Origin of the sequence: Cupriavidus taiwanensis, assembly GCF_900250075.1 — a bacterium.
GTDB lineage: Bacteria > Pseudomonadota > Gammaproteobacteria > Burkholderiales > Burkholderiaceae > Cupriavidus > Cupriavidus taiwanensis_C.
The window spans coordinates 3262693-3282734 of sequence record NZ_LT977070.1 but is presented as its reverse complement, the minus strand read 5'-3'; the positions used below and the strand labels follow the sequence as shown (position 1 = coordinate 3282734).

The window sequence follows — 20042 nt, the reverse complement described above, 5'->3', positions numbered from 1 at the left end:
TTTCTCTGCTTTCCTCCCTAAGATCTTCATTTCATTAAGGATTCACTTTCGAGGTGCGTGAGGTGTGCGCGCTAAGTCATTGTTCTGATTAAAAAAATCTCGTTTGCAGCCCCGCCTGCAGCCTTGACCGGCCATATCGCTTCCTCTAAAGTGGGAAATAGTGTGAGGAAGTGTATTTTTGTGTGAAATTGGGCCCCGGCCATGGGATGATTCTCACCATAGTCGGAACGGAAGGATTCACGCGCAGGCCGGCCGGCGAACCGTTCGCAGGGCCGGCGTGGACCGGGAGCGAGCTTGTTTCAGGGAGCATCGGCGCTGTCGCTGGATGCCAAGGGGCGGATGTCGATTCCGTCGCGGCATCGCGAAGCGCTGCAACAGCAGGCCGAGGGCCGGGTGACGCTGACCAAGCACCCGGATGGCTGCCTGCTGCTGTTTCCCCGGCCCGAGTGGGAAAACTTCCGCACGCGCATTGCAGCGCTGCCGATGGATGCGCACTGGTGGAAACGCATCTTCCTGGGCAACGCCGCCGACGTGGAAATGGACGGCGCGGGCCGCGTGCTGATCGCGCCGGAGCTGCGCAGTGCCGCCATGCTCGACAAGGAAGTCATGCTGCTCGGCATGGGCAGCCATTTCGAAGTGTGGGATGCCGCGACGTACGCCGCCAAGGAACAGCAGGCGATGGCGCAGGGCATGCCCGAAGCATTGAAGAATTTCTCTTTCTGAAGAGGTCATGAGTCCTACCGGAACCCCGGCAACCCCCGCCTTGCAGCATCGCACCGTGCTGCTGGACGAGGCCGTCGACGCCTTGGTCTGGCGGCCCGACGGGGTGTATGTCGACGGCACCTTCGGCAGGGGAGGGCACAGCCGGGCGGTACTGGCCCGGCTGGGGCCAGACGGGGCCCTGGTTGCGTTCGACAAGGACCCAGCAGCAATCGCAGAAGCGGGCACCATCAAGGATGCCCGCTTCTCCATTGAGCACGCGAGCTTTGCGGCCATGGCCGAGCGCCTGTCGGGGCGCGGCCATGTCGCCGGCGTGCTGCTCGACCTGGGGATCAGCTCGCCCCAGATCGATGAGGCGGCGAGGGGGTTTTCCTTTCGTTTCGAGGGCCCGCTGGACATGCGCATGGACACCACGCGCGGCATCACCGCCGCCCAGTGGCTGGCGCAGGCGGATGAGCAGGACATTGCCAGGGTGATACGAGACTATGGGGAAGAACGGTTTGCTGTACAGATTGCAAAGGCGATTGTTGCTCGCCGGAGCCAATCCGGCGATGGCGGACCCGTCGCCACTACTGCCGACCTTGCCGCGCTCGTGGCGAAAGCCGTCAAAACACGCGAGAAGGGTCAGGACCCTGCGACCCGCACCTTTCAGGCTCTACGGATTCACGTCAATCAAGAGCTTGAGGACCTCGAAAGAGGGCTGAAGGCGGCTTATGACCTGCTGCAGGTAGGGGGACGCCTGGTGGTGATCAGCTTCCATTCGCTGGAGGACCGCATCGTCAAGCGGTTCATGGCGGCGCACGCCCGTCCCCAGCAGGATGCCGATCCGGCGCTGCGCCGGGCGCCGCTGCGCGCGGCCGACCTGCCGCAACCGACGCTGCGCCTGCTCGGCCGCTACAAGCCGGGCGCCGAAGAGGTGGCCGCCAACCCGCGCGCGCGCTCGGCGGTGATGCGCGTGGCCGAGAAGCTGGCGCCGGCCGGCGGAGGTGCGCGCGCATGAACCGCCTGACCTTCTTCCTGCTGGCCGCGCTGATCCTGTGCGCGCTGTCGCTGGTGAGCGCGCAGCACCAGGCGCGCACGCTGTTCGTCGCGCTCGAGCGCGCCCAGGCGGAAGAGCGGCAGCTCGATATCGACTGGTCGCGCCTGCAATACCAGCAGAGCGCGCTGGGCAAGAGCGCGCGCATTGCCGATGCGGCGCGCGCGCAGCTGAAGATGGCGCCGGTCAACCCCGGCAAGACCCAGTACCTGTCCGGCATCGTGCTGCCGCCGGCACCGTCCGCGCCGGCCAGCGCAGCGGAGGCGCGCTGATGAGCATGGCCCGCCCCAACCCGCCCCGCCGTGACCGCAACGGCACCGCCTCGCGCCCGCGCAGCGGCCAGTTCGCCGCCAGCCCGGTGCTGGGCCTGCGCCTGCCGATGTGGCGCTCCAAGCTGGTGGTGTTCCTGATGTTCGCCGCGTTCGTCGCGCTGGCCGTGCGCGCCGCGTGGATCCAGGGGCCGGGCAACCAGTTCTACGAGGCCGAGGGCAAGAAGCGCTTCCAGCGCACGCTGGAACTGCCGGCCACGCGCGGCAAGATCCTCGACCGCAACGGCCTGGTGCTGGCCACCAGCCTGCCGGTCAAGGCGATCTGGGCGGTGCCCGAGGACGTGCCCAACCAGGTCGAGGCGGCCAAGATCCGCCAGCTGGCCAGGCTGCTCGGCATGTCCGAGAAGGAACTGGGCAAGAAGCTGTCCGAGGACAAGGGCTTTGTCTACCTGAAGCGCCAGGTGCTGCCCGACGTCGCCGACAAGATCGCCGCGCTCAAGATCGACGGCATCCACCAGACCCGCGAATACAAGCGCTTCTACCCGGAAGGGGAGGCGATGGCGCATATCGTCGGCTTCACCAACGTCGAGGATCGCGGCCAGGAAGGGGTCGAGCTGGCGCGCGAGAGCGGCCTGGCCGGCCGTGCCGGCGCGCGCCAGGTGATCAAGGACCGGCTCGGTCGCGTGGTCGAGGACATCGGCGTGCTCAAGACTCCGCGCGACGGCGAGGACATCCAGCTGTCGATCGACGCCAAGATCCAGTACCTGGCCTACAACGAGCTCAAGGCCGTGGTCGACAAGCACAAGGCCAAGGCCGCCAGCGCGGTGGTGCTCGACGCCCAGACCGGCGAAGTGCTGGCGCTGGCCAACTGGCCCACCTACAACCCCAACGACCGCACCCGGCTGTCGGGCGAGCAGCTGCGCAACCGCGTGCTGACCGACACCTTCGAGCCCGGCTCGATGATGAAGCCGATCACGGTGGGGCTGGCGCTGCAGCTCAAGCGCGTGTCGCCGTCGACGGTGATCGCCACCACCGGCAAGTACAACTTCGAAGGCGCCACCATCACCGATACCCACAACTACGGCGCGCTCACCGTCACCGGCGTGATCCAGAAGTCGTCCAACATCGGCACGACCAAGATCGCGATGATGATGAAGCCGCAGGAAATGTGGGACATGTACACCAGCATCGGCCTGGGGCAGGCGCCCAAGATCGGCTTCCCGGGCGCGGTGGCGGGGCGCGTGCGCCCGTACAAGAGCTGGCGCCCGATCGAGCAGGCCACCATGTCGTACGGCTACGGCCTGTCGGTGTCGCTGTTCCAGATGGCGCATGCCTACACCATCTTCGCGCATGACGGCGAACTGATCCCGGTGACGATGTTCCGCACCAACGGCCCCGCCACCGGCGAGCGCATACTGTCGCCGCAGGTGGCGCGCGACGTGCGCGCGATGATGGAAACCGTGACCGCGCCCGGCGGTACCGCGCCCGAGGCGCAGGTGATGGGCTACCGCGTCGGCGGCAAGACCGGCACCGCCTACAAGCATGAAGGGCGCGGCTATAACCGCAGCAAGTACCGCGCCTCGTTCATCGGCCTGGCGCCGATGTCCAACCCGCGCATCATCGTCGCCGTCAGCGTGGACGAGCCCACCGCCGGCAGCCACTACGGCGGCCTGGTCGCCGGCCCGGCGTTCGCCGCCATCACCGGCGGCACGCTGCGCGCGCTGAACGTCCAGCCCGATTCGCCGATCCGCCAGCTGGTGGTCAGCGACAAGGTGCAGGAAAGCGAACCGTGGAGCTCGACCCAATGAGATCGAACCGATGACGGCCAAGCCCCTGCTCCCCCTCGAGGTCACCGCCCAGGCCAGCAACGCGCTGGCCTGGCTGCGTACCAACGTGGCCGCCGCGGCGCAGCTGAGCGGCGATACCCGGCGCCTGGCGCGCGGCGATGTGTTCTTCGCCTACGTGCTGGGCAACGACCGCTTGGCCACCGATGGCCGTCCCTATATCGCGCAGGCGATCGCCGCCGGCGCCGGCGCCGTGGTCTACGAGGCCGACGGCTTCGACTGGCCCTTTGGCGACGCGGTGCCGCACCTGGCGGTGAGCCGCCTGCATCAGCTGGCCGGCCCGATCGCCGCCGGCTGGCACGGCAACCCGGCGCGCGGCCTGGCCGTGACCGGCATCACCGGCACCAACGGCAAGACCTCGTGCAGCCAGTGGCTGGCACGCGTGCTGCAGGCCGCCGGCACGCCGTGCGCGGCGATCGGGACGCTCGGCACCGGTTTCCCCGACGCACTGCAGGCCACCGGCTTCACCACGCCGGACGCGGTGCAGCTGCAGGCCAGCCTGGCCACGCTGCACGATGCCGGCGCGCGCGCCGTGGCGATGGAAGTGTCCTCGCACGGCCTCGAGCAGGAGCGCGTGGCCGGCACGCATTTCTCGGTGGCGGTGCTGACCAACCTGACCCAGGACCATCTCGACTACCACGGCTCGATGGCCGAGTACGAGGCCGCCAAGGCGCGCCTGTTCCGCTGGGACGGCCTGCGCACCGCGGTAATCAACCGCGACGACGGCATGGGCCAGCGCCTGCTGGCGGCCGACGCCGCCGCCGTGGCCGCGCCGCACGTGATCGAGTACGGCATCGACGGCCCCGCCGCTGCCACGGTGCGCGGCCCGCGCGGCGCATGGCTGCGCGCCACCAACGTGCGCGCCACCGCAACCGGCACCGCCTTCCATATCGACGGCAGCTTCGGCCACGCCGAGATGGCGACGCCGATGATCGGCGCCTTCAACGTCAGCAACCTGCTGGCGGTGCTGGGCGCGGCATTGGCCAACGGCGTGGCGTGGGACGCGGCGATTGCCGCGCTGCGCGCGCTCGCGCCGGTGGAAGGCCGCATGGAGCTGTTCGGCGCCGGCCATGACGCCGCGCAGGCGCCGCTGGCCGTGGTCGACTATGCCCACACCCCCGACGCGCTCGAGCAGACCCTGGCCGCACTGCGCCCGGTGGCGCAGGCGCGCAACGGCCGCCTGTGGTGCGTGTTCGGCTGCGGCGGCGACCGCGATCCGATCAAGCGCCCGCTGATGGGCGCCGTGGCCGAGCGCCTGGCCGACGAGGTCGTGCTGACCAGCGACAACCCGCGCAGCGAAGACCCGCAGGACATCCTCGACGCGATTGCCGACGGCATGGCCGAGCGCGCGCGCGGGCGCCAGATCGAAGACCGCGCCGCCGCCATCCTCTATGCCGTGCGGCACGCCGCGCCGGCCGACGTGGTGCTGGTGGCCGGCAAGGGCCACGAGGCCACCCAGGAGATCCAGGGCCGCAAGCGGCCGTTCTCGGATCGCGAACACGTACGGCTGGCACTGGCCACGCGCGGAGTATCGGCATGAGCCAGACCACCATGACCACCTTGCAGCAGGCCGCCGGCTGGATCGCCGGCGCGCGCATTCGCGGCGACGGCACCGTGCCGTTTGCGCGCGTGCATACCGACAGCCGCAGCGTCGAGCCCGGCGATCTGTTCGTGGCGCTGCAGGGCGAGCGCTTCGACGCGCACGACTTCATTGCCGACGTGGTCGCGCGTGGCGCGGCCGCGGTGCTGGTCAGCCGCGAGGTCGACGCCGCGGTGCCGGCCATCGTCGCGCCGGACACGCGCCTGGCGCTGGGCGAACTGGGCGCCGGCTGGCGCCGCCAGTTCACGCTGCCGACGGTGGCGGTGACCGGCAGCAATGGCAAGACCACGGTCAAGGAAATGATCGCGGCGATCTTTGCCGCGGCCGTCGGCGAAGACCAGCGCCTGGCCACCGGCGGCAACCTGAACAACGATATCGGGCTGCCGCTGACGGTGCTGCGCCTGCGCGCCACGCACAAGCTGGCGGTGCTGGAGCTCGGCATGAACCATCCGGGCGAGACGGTCTACCTGGCCGGCATCGCCCAGCCCACCGTGGCGGTGATCACCAACGCGCAGCGCGAGCACCAGGAGTTCATGGTCAGCGTGGAAGCGGTGGCGCACGAGCACGCCGCCGCGATCGCGGCGCTGCCTGCCGACGGCGTGGCGGTATTCCCGCTCGACGCGCAAAGCGGCGGCGCCTACGCCCCGGTGTGGCGCGCGGCCGCGGGCACGCGCCGCGTGCTGTCGTTCGGCACCTCGCAGCAGGCCGACGTGCATGCCACCGTGGAACTGGTCGACGGCGTGCAGGTGATGCAGGTGCGCGCGCCGGGCCATGCCTTCGAGGTGCGGCTGGCGCTGCTGGGCGAGCACAACGTGCGCAACGCGCTGGCGGCGATCGCCTGCGCGCTCGCCGCGGGCGTGCACGTGCCGGCCATCCAGGCGGGCCTGGCGGAGTTCAAGCCCGTGAAGGGGCGGCTGCAGGTCAAGTACACGCCGGCCGGCACCGTGGTGATCGACGACACCTACAACGCCAACCCGGACTCGATGCGCGCCGCCATCGATGTGCTGGCCGGCTTTGCCGCGCCGCGCGTGCTGGTGCTGGGCGACATGGGCGAAGTGGGCGACCAGGGGCCGGCGTTCCACGAAGAGATCGGTGCCTACGCCCAGGCGCGCGGCATCGACGTGCTGTGGGCCACCGGCGATCTGGCGCTGCACGCGGTGCAGGCGTTCGGCGCCAACGGCCGCCATTTCGGCAGCGCGCAAGACCTGGCAAAGGCCTTGGAGGAAGACAGCGGGGGCATGGTGGCGCAAGCGGGCGCCGTGCTGGTGAAGGGATCGCGCTTCATGCGCATGGAACGGATGGTCGCGGCGCTGGTCGCAGACACTTCCGCACACTAAATAAGACAACACGATGTTATTGGCTCTGGCCCAGTGGCTGCAAAACGACTACAGCTTCCTCCGGGTCGTCAACTACCTGACTTTCCGCGCGGTGATGGCCAACGTCACCGCGCTGGTGATCGGCCTGGCGTTCGGGCCGTGGGTGATCCGCAAGCTGACCGAGCTGAAGGTCGGCCAGGCGGTGCGCACCATCGGCCCGCAGACCCATCTGGTCAAGTCCGGCACGCCCACCATGGGCGGCGTGCTGGTGCTGGTGTCGATCGCCGTGTCGACGCTGCTGTGGTGCGACTGGGGCAACCGCTTTATCTGGGTGGTGATGCTGGTCACGTTCGGCTATGGCGCGATCGGCTGGGTCGACGACTACCGCAAGGTGGTGTATCGCGATCCGCGCGGCATGTCGAGCCGCGAGAAGTTTTTCTGGCAGACGCTGATCGGCCTGGTGGCCGCGGTCTACCTGGCGTTCTCGGTGTCCGAGAGCAGCAATGTGCGGGTCTGGGAGCTGTTCCTGAACTGGGTGGAGGGCGGGCTGTCGCTGGACATGCCGTACAAGTCCAACCTGATCGTGCCTTTCTTCAAGGAGATCAGCTACCCGCTGGGCGTGGCCGGCTTCATCGTGCTGACCTACCTGGTGATCGTGGGCTCGAGCAACGCGGTCAACCTGACCGACGGCCTGGACGGACTGGTGATCATGCCGGTGGTGCTGGTCGGCGGTGGCCTGGGCGTGTTTGCCTATGTGATGGGCAACGCGGTCTACAGCAAGTACCTGCTGTTCCCGCATATCCCGGGCGCGGGCGAGCTGCTGATCTTCTGCTCGGCGCTGGGTGGAGCGGGGCTGGCGTTCCTCTGGTTCAACGCGCATCCGGCCCAGGTGTTCATGGGCGACGTGGGCGCGCTGGCGCTGGGCGGCGCGCTGGGCACGGTGGCGGTGATCGTGCGCCAGGAGATCGTGCTGTTCGTGATGGGCGGCATCTTCGTGGTCGAGACGCTGTCGGTGATGGCGCAGGTCACGTGGTTCAAGATCACCAAGCGGCGCTATGGCGAAGGCCGGCGGCTGTTCCGCATGGCGCCGCTGCATCACCATTTCGAGCTGGGCGGCTGGAAGGAAACCCAGGTCACGGTGCGCTTCTGGATCATCACCATGCTGCTGGTGCTGATCGGGTTGTCGACGCTGAAGCTGCGTTAAGGAAGACGCTGCGCTGACGAGGCGCGGCTTTATCGTTACAGGAAACCAAAGGGCAGGAAATCGAAGTGTTTGGCGAGCTGCAAAAACCTCATGTGCTGGTACTGGGCCTCGGCGAGTCGGGGCTGGCCATGGCGCGCTGGTGTGGCCTGAACGGCTGCGCGGTGCGCGTGGCCGACACGCGCGAGGCGCCCGCCAACCTTGTGTTCCTGCAGGCCGAACTGACTTCGGCCGAATTCGTCGGCGGCCCGTTCGCCGAGAGCCTGCTCGACGGCATCGGCCTGGTGGCGATCAGCCCCGGCCTGTCGCCGCTGGAGGCCGCCACCGGCGCGCTGCTGGCCGCGGCGCAGGCGCGCGGCATCCCGGTGTGGGGCGAGATCGAGCTGTTCGTGCGCGCGCTGCGCCACCTCGAAGCCGAGTCCGGCTATGCGCCGAAGCTGCTGGCGATCACCGGCACCAACGGCAAGACCACCACCACCGCGCTGACCGGCCGCCTGGTCGAGCGCGCCGGCAAGAGCGTGGCGGTGGCGGGCAATATCAGCCCGTCGGCGCTGGACAAGCTGTCGGCCTGCATCGCCTCGGCGTCGCTGCCGGAGGTCTGGGTGCTGGAGCTGTCGAGCTTCCAGCTGGAAACCACCCATACGCTGGCGCCGCATGCCGCCACCGTGCTCAACGTGACGCAGGACCACCTCGACTGGCACGGCTCGATGGAAGCTTATGCCGCGTCGAAGGCGCGCATCTTCGGCCCGGCCGGCCACGCGTGCGTGCAGGTGCTGAACCGCAACGACCGCCTGACGCTGGACATGACGCGCCCGGGCTCGACCCCCGTGACCTTCGGCATCGATCTGCCCGAAGTGCCGGGCAGCTTCGGCATCCTGCGCGAGGGCGGCATGCCCTGGCTGGTGCTGGCCGAGCCCGATCCCGACGCGGAAGGGGAGGGCAAGCCGCGCCGCCGCAAGGCCGCCGAGGCCGCGCCGGAAGCGGTGCCGGTGCGCCACAAGCGCCTGATGCCGGCCGATGCGCTGCATATCCGCGGCATGCATAACGCCACCAACGCCATGGCGGCGCTGGCGCTGTGCCGTGCCATCGACCTGCCGCTGAACGCGCTGCTGCACGGCCTGCGCGAATACCGCGGCGAACCGCACCGGGTGGAGTGGGTCGCCACCATCGACGACGTCGAGTATTTCGACGACAGCAAGGGCACCAACGTGGGCGCCACCGTGGCCGCGCTGTCGGGCCTGGACAAGCGCGTGGTGCTGATCGCCGGGGGTGAGGGCAAGGGGCAGGATTTCTCGCCGCTGGCCGCGCCGGTGGCGCAGTACGCGCGCGCGGTGGTGCTGATCGGCCGCGCCGCGGCCGAACTGCGCGATGCGCTGCAGGGCAGCGGCGCCAGCCTGGTCGACGCCGCCACGCTGGAACAGGCGGTGACGCAGGCCGCCGCGCTGGCACAGGCCGGCGACGCGGTGCTGCTGTCGCCGGCGTGCGCCAGCCTCGACATGTTCCGCAACTACGTGCACCGCGCCGAGGTATTCCGCGGCGCGGTGGAAGAACTGGCGCTGTCCCGGGGGATCCTGCCATGAGCGATGCACAGGTCAAGCGCAGCGGCTTTATCGGCGCCACCATCGGCAATGCCTGGGGCGGCCTGCGCGACGCGGTGTCGGGCGTCAAGCCGACCCGCTCGCGCATGATGGAGTACGACCAGCCCATGCTGTGGGTCTCGATCGTGCTGCTCGCGCTCGGCCTGGTGATGGTCTACTCGGCCTCGATCGCGCTGCCGGACTCGCCGCGCTACGCCAACTATCGCGAAAGCCACTTCTTGCTGCGCCACGCGTTCGCGCTGGGGATCGGGCTGTCGGTGGGGCTGGCCGCGTTCCAGGTGCCGGTCAAGGTATGGGACCGCTACGCGCCCAAGCTTTTCATCCTTGCCCTGATCCTGCTGGTGATCGTGCTGGTGCCGTTCGTGGGCAAGGGCGTGAACGGCGCGCGGCGCTGGATTCCGCTGGGGGTGATGAACTTCCAGCCGTCCGAGCTGATGAAGCTGGCGGTGGTGCTGTACGCCGCCAACTACACCGTACGCAAGCAGGAGTGGATGCAGACCGTGTCCAAGGGCTTCCTGCCGATGGGCGTGGCGGTGGTGGTGGTGGGCCTGCTGCTGCTGCTCGAGCCCGACATGGGCGCGTTCCTGGTGATCGCCGCGGTGGCGATGGGCATCCTGTTCCTGGGCGGCATCAACGGCAAGCTGTTCGCCGGGCTGGTCGGGGTGGCGGTGGGCGCGTTCGCGCTGCTGATCACCGCGTCGCCCTGGCGGCGCGAGCGGATCTTTGCCTACCTGAATCCATGGGAAGAGAGCAACGCGCTGGGCAAGGCCTACCAGCTGACGCATTCCTTGATCGCGTTCGGGCGCGGCGAGTGGACCGGCGTGGGGCTGGGCGGCAGCATCGAAAAGCTGCACTACCTTCCCGAAGCGCACACCGACTTCATCCTCGCCGTGATCGGCGAGGAATTCGGCTTTATCGGCGTGCTGGTGGTGATCGTGCTGTTCTACTGGCTGGTGCGGCGCGCCTTCAATATCGGCCGCACCGCGCTGCAGCTGGACCGCACCTTTGCCGGCCTGGTGGCCAAGGGCATCGGCGTGTGGATCGGCTGGCAGACCTTTATCAACATGGGCGTGAACCTGGGCCTGCTGCCGACCAAGGGGCTGACGCTGCCGCTGGTCAGCTATGGCGGCTCGGGCATCCTGATGAATTGCGTGGCGCTGGCGATCCTTCTTCGCATTGATTATGAAAATCGCGTGCTGATGCGTGGAGGGAAGGTATGACCGGAACGCAGCAGCACGCGATTTCGGCGAAGGCTAACTTCCTGCGACTGCAGGAAGTTAAGCGCAGCGGCCGAAGCCAAAACAGAGTCATGATGCGCGGAGGCAAGGTATGACGCAGCCGCGCACCCTGCTCGTAATGGCCGGCGGCACCGGGGGACATGTGTTCCCGGGGCTGGCGGTCGCGCACGCGCTGCGCGAGCAGGGCTGGAAAGTGGTCTGGCTGGGCAACCGCACCGGCATGGAAGCCACGCTGGTGCCGAAGCACGACATCCCGATGGAATTCATCCAGTTCGGCGGGCTGCGCGGCAAGGGGCTGGTGACCAAGTTCCTGCTGCCGCTGAACCTGCTGCGCGCGTTCTGGCAGAGCATCGCCGCGCTGCGGCGGGTGCGTCCGAGCGTGGTGCTGGGCATGGGCGGCTATATCACCTTCCCGGCCGGCATGATGGCCTCGCTGCTGGGGCGGCCGCTGGTGCTGCACGAGCAGAACTCGATCGCCGGGCTGGCCAACAAGGTGCTGGCCAAGGTGGCCGACCGCGTGCTGTGCGCGTTCCCGGATACGCTCCCCGGCGGCGAATGGACCGGCAATCCGGTGCGCGAGGAACTGGCGTGCCTGGACGCGCCCGAGTCCCGCTACGACCAGCGCACCGGCCCGCTGCGCATCCTGGTGGTGGGCGGCAGCCTGGGCGCCGCGGCGCTGAACGAGGTGGTGCCGAAGGCCGTTGCGCTGCTGCCGCAGGACCAGCGCCCGGTGGTGACGCACCAGGCGGGCGCAAAGCAGATCGACACGCTGCGCGCCAACTATGCCGCGGCGCAGGTGCCGGCGCAGACGCTGCCGTTCATCGACGACATGGCGCGCGCCTATGCCGATGCCGACCTGGTGATCTGCCGCGCCGGCGCGATGACGGTGTCGGAAGTGGCCGCCGCAGGTGTGGCGGCGCTGTTCGTGCCGTTCCCGCATGCGGTGGACGACCACCAGACCACCAACGCACAGTTTTTGTCGAGCCAGGGCGCGGCCCTGCTCGTGCAGCAGAAAGACCTGACGGCCGCGGGCCTGGCGCAGACCATTGCCAGCCTGACCCGGCCGCAGTTAAAGGACATGGCGCGCCTGGCGCGCGGACTGGCCAAGCCTGAGGCAACCCGGCGCGTCGCCGAGGTATGCAGCGAGCTGGCCAGGGACTGAAGTGAGCGAAGCAGCAATCCAATGAAGCATATCGTCAAGAACATCCACTTCGTGGGCATCGGCGGCGCCGGCATGAGCGGCATCGCCGAGGTCCTGCTGAACCTGGGATACAAGGTCTCGGGCTCGGACGTGGGCAACAATGCCGCCACGCGGCGCCTGGCGTCGCTTGGCGCCACCGTCATGCATGGCCATGACGCCGCGAACGTGAGCGGCGCCAACGCGGTGGTGGTGTCGACCGCGGTCAGCGGCGACAACCCCGAAGTGCTGGCCGCACGCAGCCAGCGCATCCCGGTGGTGCCGCGCGCGGTGATGCTGGCCGAGCTGATGCGGCTGAAGCAGGGCGTGGCCATCGCCGGCACGCACGGCAAGACCACCACCACCAGCCTGGTGGCATCGGTGCTGGCCGAAGGCGGCCTGGATCCGACCTTCGTCATCGGCGGCCGGCTGAACTCGGCCGGCGCCAACGCGCGCCTGGGCACCGGCGATTTCATCGTGGCCGAGGCCGACGAATCCGATGCGTCGTTCCTGAACCTGTTCCCGGTCATCGAGGTCATCACCAATATCGATGCCGACCACATGGACACCTACGGGCACGACTTCGCCCGGCTCAAGCAGGCGTTCATCGAATTCACCCAGCGGCTGCCGTTCTACGGCATCGCGGTGCTGTGCGTGGACGACCCGAACGTGCGCGAGATCCTGCCGTTCGTGTCCAAGCCGGTGGTGCGCTACGGCTTTGCCGAAGACGCGCAGATCCGCGCCGTCGATGCGCGCGCGGTCGACGGCCAGATGCACTTCACCGTGCTGCGCCAGCTGAACCAGCACGCCGAGCCGCCGCTGGAGATCGTGCTGAACCTGCCCGGCATGCACAACGTGCAGAACGCGCTGGCGGCAATCGCCATCGCCACCGAGCTGGAGGTGCCCGACGCCGCCATCGTCAAGGCGCTGCGCGAGTTCCATGGCGTCGGCCGCCGCTTCCAGCGCTACGGCGAGGTGGCTACGCCGGACGGCGCCGGCACCTTCACGCTGGTGGACGACTACGGCCACCACCCGGTGGAAATGGCCGCCACGCTGGCCGCCGCGCGCGGCGCCTTCCCCGGGCGCCGCCTGGTGCTGGCGTTCCAGCCGCATCGCTTTACCCGGACGCGCGATTGCTTTGAAGACTTCGTCAAGGTGCTGGGCACGGTCGATGCCCTGCTGCTGTCCGAGGTCTATGCCGCCGGGGAGACCCCGATCGTCGCCGCCGACGGCCGTGCGCTGACCCGCGCGCTGCGCGTGGCCGGCAAGGTCGAACCCGTTTTCGTGGAGCAGATGGAAGAGATGCCGCAGGCCATCCTGAATGCCGTACGGCCCGGCGATGTGGTCGTGACCATGGGCGCGGGCTCGATCGGCGGTGTGCCCGGCCAACTGGTGTCGCACCAGCAACCGCTGCAAGGGAGCCAGGCATGAGCTTCGTCGCCCATCCCAATATCGATCCCAAGTCGCTGGGCAAGGTCGGCGTGCTGCTCGGCGGTCGCTCGGCCGAGCGCGAGATCTCGCTGATGTCGGGCAACGGCGTGCTGGCCGCGCTGCAGTCGCGCGGCGTCGACGCGCACGGCTTCGACCCCGGCCTGCAGGGCGTGGCCGAACTGGCGGCGGCCGGCTTTGACCGCGTCTTCATCGCGCTGCACGGCCGCTACGGCGAGGACGGCACCATCCAGGGCCTGCTCGAGCAACTGGGCGTGCCGTACACCGGCAGCGGCGTGCTGGCCTCGGCGCTGGCCATGGACAAGCAGGCCACCAAGCGCCTGTGGATGACGCACGGCCTGGCCACGCCGCGCTTCGCCATGCTGCATGCCGACACCGACTTTGACGCCGTGGCGGCCGACCTGGGCCTGCCGCTGATCGTCAAGCCGGCGCGCGAAGGCTCGTCGATCGGCCTGACCAAGGTCACCGCCGCGAACCAGATGCGCGCCGCCTTCGACAAGGCCGCGGCGCTGGACAACGACGTCATCGCCGAGACCTTTGTCGACGGCGCCGAACTGACCTGCCCGGTGGTGGGCGAGGGCGATACCGCCGAAGCGCTGCCGGTGATCCGCATCGTCGCGCCCGAAGCCAACTACGACTATCAAAATAAGTACTTTACTGACGATACCCAATACTTGTGTCCGTCGGGCCTGGATGCCGAAGTCGAACGGCAGGTACAGGCGCTGGCGGTGCAGGCCTACCGCGTGCTGGGCTGCCGCGGCTGGGCGCGCGCCGATGTGATGCTGCGCGCCGACGGCACGCCTTTCCTGCTCGAGATGAATACCTCGCCCGGCATGACCGGCCATTCACTGGTGCCGATGGCGGCGCGCGCGGTCGGCATCAGCTACGAGGACTTCGTGCTGCAGGTGGTGGCCGCCGCCACGCTGGACCTGCATCCCAACGAGCATTGGAAACCCGAATAACTTCACCCGAGACCGCACCGGACCATGTGGCATAACGCACGCCTGCTCAACCTGATCGCCTCCACGCTGTATGCGGTGGTGGCGCTGATGGCGCTCGCGGCGGGCCTGCTATGGCTGGCGCAGCGGCCGGTGTTTGCCATCACGCACGTGGAGATCGGCCCGATGGACGGCGGCGCCCTGCGCCACGTGAATGCGCCGAGCGTGCGCGCCAGCGCGCTGGGCAAGCTGAGCGGCAACTTCTTCACGCTGGACCTCAACGCGGCGCGCCAGGCGTTCGAGTCGGTGCCGTGGGTGCGGCGCGCCAGCGTGCGGCGCGAATGGCCCAACGGCCTGGCGGTCGAGGTCGAGGAGCACGAGGCGCTGGGCACCTGGGGCGCACCCGACAGCGGCCGCCTGATCAACACCTATGGCGAGATCTTTGTCGCCAACACCGCCGAGGCGGAAGAGGACGCGCAGCTGCTGGCGCTGGACGGTCCGCCGGACAGCGAAGGCGATGTGATCGAGAAGCTCGAGGTCATGCGCCAGTGGTTCAAGCCGCTCAAGGCCGAGCCGCTGGCGGTGGCCCTGTCCGGTCGCTACGCCTGGCGCGCGCGCCTGTCCAACGGCATGGAGGTCGAGCTGGGCCGGGAGCAGAACGAGGAGGACCGCACCGCGATGGACCAGCGCGTGCGCCGCTTCGTCGCGGCCTGGCCGCAGGTTACGCAGCAATGGGGCAGCCAGATCGAATATGCCGACCTGCGCTATCCCAACGGCTTTGCCATCCGTGCCGCCAACGCGCGCTTCCTGACCGAGGCGCAGATCGCGGCGGCGGTGCGGGCCGAAAAGGCCGAGCGAGCGGCCAAGGCGAAGGCGGCGAGCGCGGCGACCAGCGCCGCCCGGCCGGGGGCGGCCGCAACGGTTTCAGGTACATCCAACAACAATCCGACGCGACTGAAGAGCAAGAACGCGGAGAAAACCCGATGAGCAAGGAATACAAGGACCTGTTGGTCGGTCTCGATATCGGCACCTCGAAGGTGGCGGCCGTGGTGGCGGAACTGCGCCCCGACGGCAGCTACGAGGTGATCGGGATGGGCCAGTCTGAGTCCAAGGGTCTGAAGAAAGGGGTCGTGGTCAACATCGAGGCCACCGTGCAGTCGATCCAGAAGGCGCTGGAAGAGGCCGAGCTGATGGCCGACTGCAAGATTTCGGAGGTCTTCACCGGCATTGCCGGCAGCCATATCCGCAGCTTCAATTCCAGCGGCATGGTGGCGATCAAGGACAAGGAGGTCACGCAGACCGACGTGGCGCGCGTGATCGAGACCGCCAAGGCGGTCAATATCCCGACCGACCAGCAGATCCTGCACATCCTGACGCAGGAATTCATCATCGACGGCCAGGAAGACGTGCGCGAGCCCATCGGCATGAGCGGCATCCGCCTGGAAGTGAAGGTGCATATCGTCACCGGCGCCGTCAGCGCCGCGCAGAACATCGTCAAGTGCGTGCGCCGCTGCGGGCTGGAAGTGCACGACCTGATCCTGCAGCCGCTGGCGTCGAGCCTGGCGGTGCTGACCGAGGACGAGAAAGAACTGGGCGTGGTGCTGGTCGACATCGGCGGCGGCACCACCGACATCGCCATCTTCAGCGAAGGCGCGATCCGCCATACCGCCGTGATCCCCATCGCCGGCGACCAGATCACCAACGATATCGCGATGGCGCTGCGCACGCCGACACCGGACGCCGAGGACATCAAGATCCAGTACGGCATCGCCAAGCAGGCGATCGCCGACCCGGAAGACATGATCGAGGTGCCCGGCGTGGGCGACCGCGGCACGCGCACGCTCAGCCGCCAGGCGCTGGCCGCGGTGATCGAGCCGCGCATCGAAGAGCTGTACTCGCTGGTGCACCAGGTGGTGCGCGAGTCCGGCTATGAAGAACTGTTGTCGTCGGGCGTGGTCATCACCGGTGGGACCGCGATGATGCCGGGCATGGTCGAGCTGGGTGAGGACATTTTCCTCAAGCCCGTGCGCGTCGGCGTGCCCGAGTATCGCGGCAATCTGCACGAGGTGGTGAAGAGTCCGCGCTACGCGACGGTGATGGGCCTGCTGCTGGAAGGCCGCGTGCAGCGCATGCGCGGGCGCAAGGTGGCGGTGCAGAGCGGGTCGGTCAAGCAGGTGTGGACCCGCATGAAGGAATGGTTTGTCGGCAATTTCTGATCGATGCGGAAATTGACGCGCTAACGATGCAACGGCGCGCGGGCAGGGCGGTCTACCGGACAGGCCGGCGTGCCGGATGGAAGTTTTCTGATTTTCTTTTTTTGGTTTCTTGTTCAGAAACCAGGGGTTGCGGCGGGGAGGCCGCATCGTCTGGGGACTGATTTTTCTCGGAGGCAGTGATGGACTTTGACATGATCGAAACGGAAGTGATGGACGGCACCATCATCAAGGTGGTCGGCGTGGGCGGCGCGGGCGGTAACGCCGTGCAGCACATGATCAGCCGCGGTGTCCAGGGCGTTGAATTCATCTGCATGAATACCGACGCCCAGGCGCTCAAGCGTTCCACCGCTTCGCGCGTGCTTCAACTCGGCAATACGGGCCTGGGCGCTGGCGCCAAGCCGGAAGTCGGCCGCGGTTGCGCGGATCAGGCCCGCGAGCAGATCGCCGACGCGCTGCGCGGCGCGCACATGGTCTTCATCACTGCCGGCATGGGCGGCGGCACCGGCACGGGCGCCGCGCCGATCGTCGCGCAGGTGGCCAAGGAGATGGGCATCCTGACCGTGGGCGTGGTCAGCAAGCCGTTCGACTTCGAAGGCGCGCGCCGCGCCAAGGTGGCCGAGCACGGTTCCAGCGAGCTGGAATCGAGCGTCGACTCGCTGATCGTGGTGCTCAACGAGAAGCTGTTCGAAGTGATGGGCGACGACGCCGAGATGGACAAGTGCTTCCAGTGCGCCGACGACGTGCTGCACAACGCGGTGGCCGGCATTGCCGAGATCATCAACGTTGACGGCCTGGTGAACGTCGACTTCGAAGACGTCAAGACGGTGATGGGCGAGCAGGGCAAGGCCATGATGGGGACGGCCACCGTGTCGGGCGTCGACCGCGCCCGCCTGGCGGCCGAGCAGGCCGTGGCCAGCCCGCTGCTGGAAGGCGTGGACCTGTCCGGCGCGCGCGGCGTGCTGGTCAACATCACCGCCAGCCGTTCGCTGAAGCTGTCGGAAACCAAGGAAGTCATGAACACCATCCGCAGCTACGCCGCGGAAGATGCGACCGTGATCTTCGGTACGGTGTACGACGATTCGATGAGCGATGCGCTGCGCGTGACCGTGGTCGCGACCGGCCTGGGCCGTTCGGCCAAGAAGCAACAGCCGATGACGCTGCTCAAGACCGGCACCGACAACATGCCGGTTCAGATGATGGCCAACATGGCCGCCACCGCCGCGCAGCACAGTTCGCCGGACTACAGCAACCTCGATACGCCGGCAGTGTGGCGCAGCTCGCGTGAGTCGGCATCGGCCCACGTGGCGGCGCTGCAGGAAAAGGGTGTGGATACGTACGATATCCCGGCCTTCCTGCGCAAGCAGGCAGACTGAAGCCTGCCTGGCGCGGCATCGGTGCCTCCACCGGCCGCCTGACGGAACGCGTCGCCTGGTCGCGATGCACGTGCGCTCCCCATCCGCGCGTGCCTTGCATGGCTGACGTGAACCGCCGGGCTGCCGGCGGCGCCGCGCCTGCGCCGGACTGACTTCACCCGCATCCCGTTGCCGGGTTCGGGCGTGCCGCTGGCCGCCTCCCCGGACTGGTTTCCCGCCTTCCCGGTCGGGATGTATCGCCGTCCGCGCGGCGCACCCAAAAAGTGCGCCGCGCGGACGTCTTTGTAGCGTCTTCAGGTGTATCGGAATTCGTCCGAATATTGGTTCGACCGTAAGCGGATGTGATCCGGCTTTGGCAGCGCGGGCCGGGCGCCTATGATCGTTAGGTTGCCCAGTGGCAACGCGCCGCCATGCGGCCCCGCATTCGTCCTATCCTTCATAGACCCGCCCAGACACCCAAGGAAAACCGGAAAGCCATGATCACTGTCGGTTCCCGCGTCCCCGACGCCACGCTGCAGGAATTCTTCGAGACCGAAAGCAACGGCTGCGCGCTCGGCCCCAATGCGTTCAAGGTGGCCGACCTGGTCCGCGGGCGCAAGATCGTGGTGTTCGGCCTGCCCGGCGCCTTCACGCCGACGTGTTCGGCCAAGCATGTGCCGGGCTTCGTGCAGCATGCCGAGGCACTGCGCGAGGCGGGCGTGGACGAGGTCTGGTGCGTCTCGGTCAACGATGCCTTCGTGATGGGCGCCTGGGGCCGCGACCAGCAGGTGGCCGGCAAGGTCCGCATGATGGCCGACGGCAGCGCCGAGTGGACCCGCGCGCTTGGCCTGGACCAGGACCTGAGCGCACGCGGCATGGGCGTGCGGGCCAAGCGCTTCGCCATGGTGGTCGAGGACGGCGTGGTAACCCGGCTCGATGTCGAGGCGCCGGGCGAATTCCGTGTCAGCAGCGCCGAGGCGGTGCTGGCGGCGTTGCGCGGCTGACACAGTCATCCGGGTAAACGTGGATAATACGTAACTTGTGACAGGCGTGTTAACAGCCGGAAACAAAAGCCGGCTGCAGCGTCCCGGATGTGGTGGTAAAATCCCTTAATCAAAAAAATAACACGATAGATTTTTATAATTGTTGAGGCTGTCATGCTCAAACAGCGCACGATCAAATCCCTGGTGAAGACCGTCGGCATCGGCCTGCACTCCGGCCGCAAGGTCACGCTGACGCTGCGACCGGCGCCGGCGGGTACCGGCATTGTCTTCACCCGCGTCGACCTGCCCGAGGCCGTCGAGATTCCCGTGGCCGCGTCGGCCATCGGCGACACGCGCCTGGCGTCGGTGCTGCAGAAGGATGGCGCGCGCGTTTCCACCGTCGAGCACCTGATGTCCGCCTGCGCCGGCCTGGGCATCGACAACCTCTATGTCGACGTCGACGCCGAAGAAATCCCGATCATGGACGGCAGCGCGGCGTCCTTCGTGTTTTTGCTGCAGTCGGCCGGCATCGAAGAACAGAACGCGCCCAAGACCTTCATCCGCGTGAAGAAGCCGGTGGAAGTGCGCGAAGGCGACAAGCTGGCGCGGCTGGAGCCGTTCTTCGGCTTCAAGCTGTCGTTCACCATCGACTTCCGCCACCCGGCGGTCGACAAGACCGGCCAGACCTTCTCGATCGATTTCGCCGATACCAGCTATGTGCGCGAGATCGCCCGCGCCCGCACCTTCGGCTTCGCGCACGAGGTCGAGGCCCTGCGCGAGATGGGCCTGGCGCGCGGCGGCAGCCTGGACAACGCGATCGTGCTGGATGAGCACCGCATGCTCAACAACGAGGAACTGCGCTACGGCGACGAGTTCGTGCGCCACAAGATCCTCGATGCGATCGGCGACCTGTACGTGGTCGGCCATCCGCTGATCGGCGCCTATGTGGCGAACAAGTCCGGCCATGGCCTGAACAACCAGCTGCTGCGCGCGCTGCTGGCGGACCAGGAAGCGTACGAGCTGGTCACCTTCGAGCGCGTCGAGGAAGCCCCGGCGGCGTTCCTGCCGCAAGCCCAGCCGGCCTTCGCCTGAACGGCCTCGCAAA

General features: G+C 68.0%; 17 protein-coding genes. All 17 read left to right on the top strand.

What is annotated here, in order from left to right; all coding sequences use genetic code 11:
* The first annotated feature begins 294 nt into the window (after positions 1–294).
* The 17 genes from mraZ (at position 295) to lpxC (ending at position 20029) form a co-directional block, all read left to right on the top strand.
* Positions 295–723, top strand: coding sequence for a division/cell wall cluster transcriptional repressor MraZ (mraZ, locus tag CBM2588_RS15315; protein ID WP_018006227.1), 429 nt, complete (start codon positions 295–297; stop codon positions 721–723).
* Positions 724–730: 7 nt separating this feature from the next.
* Positions 731–1720: a 16S rRNA (cytosine(1402)-N(4))-methyltransferase RsmH gene (gene rsmH, locus CBM2588_RS15310; protein ID WP_115681200.1), complete on the top strand. Its 990-nt coding sequence runs from the start codon at positions 731–733 to the stop codon at positions 1718–1720.
* A complete protein-coding gene (ftsL, locus tag CBM2588_RS15305; protein ID WP_018006229.1) occupies positions 1717–2028 on the top strand; it encodes a cell division protein FtsL in 312 nt (103 codons plus the stop codon). The genes rsmH and ftsL overlap by 4 nt, the downstream gene beginning before the upstream one ends.
* A complete protein-coding gene (locus CBM2588_RS15300; RefSeq protein ID WP_115681199.1) occupies positions 2028–3833 on the top strand; it encodes a peptidoglycan D,D-transpeptidase FtsI family protein in 1806 nt (601 codons plus the stop codon). Before ftsL ends, CBM2588_RS15300 begins: the two co-directional genes overlap by 1 nt.
* Positions 3834–3843: 10 nt before the next feature.
* Positions 3844–5409 carry a UDP-N-acetylmuramoyl-L-alanyl-D-glutamate--2,6-diaminopimelate ligase gene (locus CBM2588_RS15295; protein ID WP_115681198.1) on the top strand — a complete coding sequence of 522 codons (1566 nt, stop codon included), beginning with the start codon at positions 3844–3846 and terminating at the stop codon, positions 5407–5409.
* The gene (locus tag CBM2588_RS15290) at positions 5406–6806 is read left to right on the top strand and encodes a UDP-N-acetylmuramoyl-tripeptide--D-alanyl-D-alanine ligase (protein ID WP_115681197.1); all 1401 of its coding nucleotides are present in this window, start codon (positions 5406–5408) and stop codon (positions 6804–6806) included. The genes CBM2588_RS15295 and CBM2588_RS15290 overlap by 4 nt, the downstream gene beginning before the upstream one ends.
* Positions 6807–6819: 13 nt before the next feature.
* Positions 6820–7989 (top strand): phospho-N-acetylmuramoyl-pentapeptide-transferase, encoded by a 1170-nt coding sequence (gene mraY, locus CBM2588_RS15285; protein ID WP_012353957.1) that lies wholly within the window; start codon positions 6820–6822, stop codon positions 7987–7989.
* A gap of 65 nt (positions 7990–8054) precedes the next feature.
* On the top strand, positions 8055–9566 hold the full coding sequence (gene murD, locus CBM2588_RS15280; protein WP_115681196.1) for a UDP-N-acetylmuramoyl-L-alanine--D-glutamate ligase: 1512 nt from the start codon (positions 8055–8057) through the stop codon (positions 9564–9566).
* Positions 9563–10804, top strand: coding sequence for a putative lipid II flippase FtsW (ftsW, locus tag CBM2588_RS15275; protein WP_018006235.1), 1242 nt, complete (start codon positions 9563–9565; stop codon positions 10802–10804). Before murD ends, ftsW begins: the two co-directional genes overlap by 4 nt.
* 109 nt (positions 10805–10913) lie before the next feature.
* Positions 10914–11984 carry an undecaprenyldiphospho-muramoylpentapeptide beta-N-acetylglucosaminyltransferase gene (gene murG / locus CBM2588_RS15270; RefSeq protein ID WP_115681195.1) on the top strand — a complete coding sequence of 357 codons (1071 nt, stop codon included), beginning with the start codon at positions 10914–10916 and terminating at the stop codon, positions 11982–11984.
* A 21-nt stretch (positions 11985–12005) separates the two neighbouring features.
* Positions 12006–13430: a UDP-N-acetylmuramate--L-alanine ligase gene (gene murC / locus CBM2588_RS15265; RefSeq protein WP_115681194.1), complete on the top strand. Its 1425-nt coding sequence runs from the start codon at positions 12006–12008 to the stop codon at positions 13428–13430.
* A complete protein-coding gene (locus CBM2588_RS15260; protein ID WP_115681193.1) occupies positions 13427–14410 on the top strand; it encodes a D-alanine--D-alanine ligase in 984 nt (327 codons plus the stop codon). Before murC ends, CBM2588_RS15260 begins: the two co-directional genes overlap by 4 nt.
* A gap of 24 nt (positions 14411–14434) precedes the next feature.
* The gene (locus CBM2588_RS15255; protein WP_115681192.1) at positions 14435–15373 is read left to right on the top strand and encodes a cell division protein FtsQ/DivIB; all 939 of its coding nucleotides are present in this window, start codon (positions 14435–14437) and stop codon (positions 15371–15373) included.
* Complete coding sequence (gene ftsA / locus CBM2588_RS15250; protein WP_012353950.1) at positions 15370–16602, top strand: cell division protein FtsA; 1233 nt, start codon at positions 15370–15372, stop codon at positions 16600–16602. Before CBM2588_RS15255 ends, ftsA begins: the two co-directional genes overlap by 4 nt.
* A 179-nt stretch (positions 16603–16781) precedes the next feature.
* Positions 16782–17975, top strand: a complete 1194-nt coding sequence (gene ftsZ, locus CBM2588_RS15245; protein ID WP_092306216.1) for a cell division protein FtsZ — start codon at positions 16782–16784, stop codon at positions 17973–17975.
* 476 nt (positions 17976–18451) lie between these two features.
* Positions 18452–18958, top strand: a complete 507-nt coding sequence (locus CBM2588_RS15240; protein ID WP_115681191.1) for a peroxiredoxin — start codon at positions 18452–18454, stop codon at positions 18956–18958.
* Between the two features lie 153 nt (positions 18959–19111).
* Positions 19112–20029 carry a UDP-3-O-acyl-N-acetylglucosamine deacetylase gene (gene lpxC, locus CBM2588_RS15235; RefSeq protein ID WP_018006242.1) on the top strand — a complete coding sequence of 306 codons (918 nt, stop codon included), beginning with the start codon at positions 19112–19114 and terminating at the stop codon, positions 20027–20029.
* Positions 20030–20042 lie beyond the last annotated feature (13 nt).

What these genes read in the sequence shown, in the direction of transcription:
- rsmH (WP_115681200.1), top strand. Translation starts at nt 731, where the DNA reads ATGAGTCCTACCGGAACCCCGGCAACCCCCGCCTTGCAGCATCGCACC.
- ftsL (WP_018006229.1), top strand. Translation starts at nt 1,717, where the DNA reads ATGAACCGCCTGACCTTCTTCCTGCTGGCCGCGCTGATCCTGTGCGCG.
- CBM2588_RS15300 (WP_115681199.1), top strand. Translation starts at nt 2,028, where the DNA reads ATGAGCATGGCCCGCCCCAACCCGCCCCGCCGTGACCGCAACGGCACC.
- CBM2588_RS15295 (WP_115681198.1), top strand. Translation starts at nt 3,844, where the DNA reads ATGACGGCCAAGCCCCTGCTCCCCCTCGAGGTCACCGCCCAGGCCAGC.
- CBM2588_RS15290 (WP_115681197.1), top strand. Translation starts at nt 5,406, where the DNA reads ATGAGCCAGACCACCATGACCACCTTGCAGCAGGCCGCCGGCTGGATC.
- mraY (WP_012353957.1), top strand. Translation starts at nt 6,820, where the DNA reads ATGTTATTGGCTCTGGCCCAGTGGCTGCAAAACGACTACAGCTTCCTC.
- ftsW (WP_018006235.1), top strand. Translation starts at nt 9,563, where the DNA reads ATGAGCGATGCACAGGTCAAGCGCAGCGGCTTTATCGGCGCCACCATC.
- murG (WP_115681195.1), top strand. Translation starts at nt 10,914, where the DNA reads ATGACGCAGCCGCGCACCCTGCTCGTAATGGCCGGCGGCACCGGGGGA.
- murC (WP_115681194.1), top strand. Translation starts at nt 12,006, where the DNA reads ATGAAGCATATCGTCAAGAACATCCACTTCGTGGGCATCGGCGGCGCC.
- CBM2588_RS15260 (WP_115681193.1), top strand. Translation starts at nt 13,427, where the DNA reads ATGAGCTTCGTCGCCCATCCCAATATCGATCCCAAGTCGCTGGGCAAG.
- CBM2588_RS15255 (WP_115681192.1), top strand. Translation starts at nt 14,435, where the DNA reads ATGTGGCATAACGCACGCCTGCTCAACCTGATCGCCTCCACGCTGTAT.
- ftsA (WP_012353950.1), top strand. Translation starts at nt 15,370, where the DNA reads ATGAGCAAGGAATACAAGGACCTGTTGGTCGGTCTCGATATCGGCACC.
- ftsZ (WP_092306216.1), top strand. Translation starts at nt 16,782, where the DNA reads ATGGACTTTGACATGATCGAAACGGAAGTGATGGACGGCACCATCATC.
- CBM2588_RS15240 (WP_115681191.1), top strand. Translation starts at nt 18,452, where the DNA reads ATGATCACTGTCGGTTCCCGCGTCCCCGACGCCACGCTGCAGGAATTC.
- lpxC (WP_018006242.1), top strand. Translation starts at nt 19,112, where the DNA reads ATGCTCAAACAGCGCACGATCAAATCCCTGGTGAAGACCGTCGGCATC.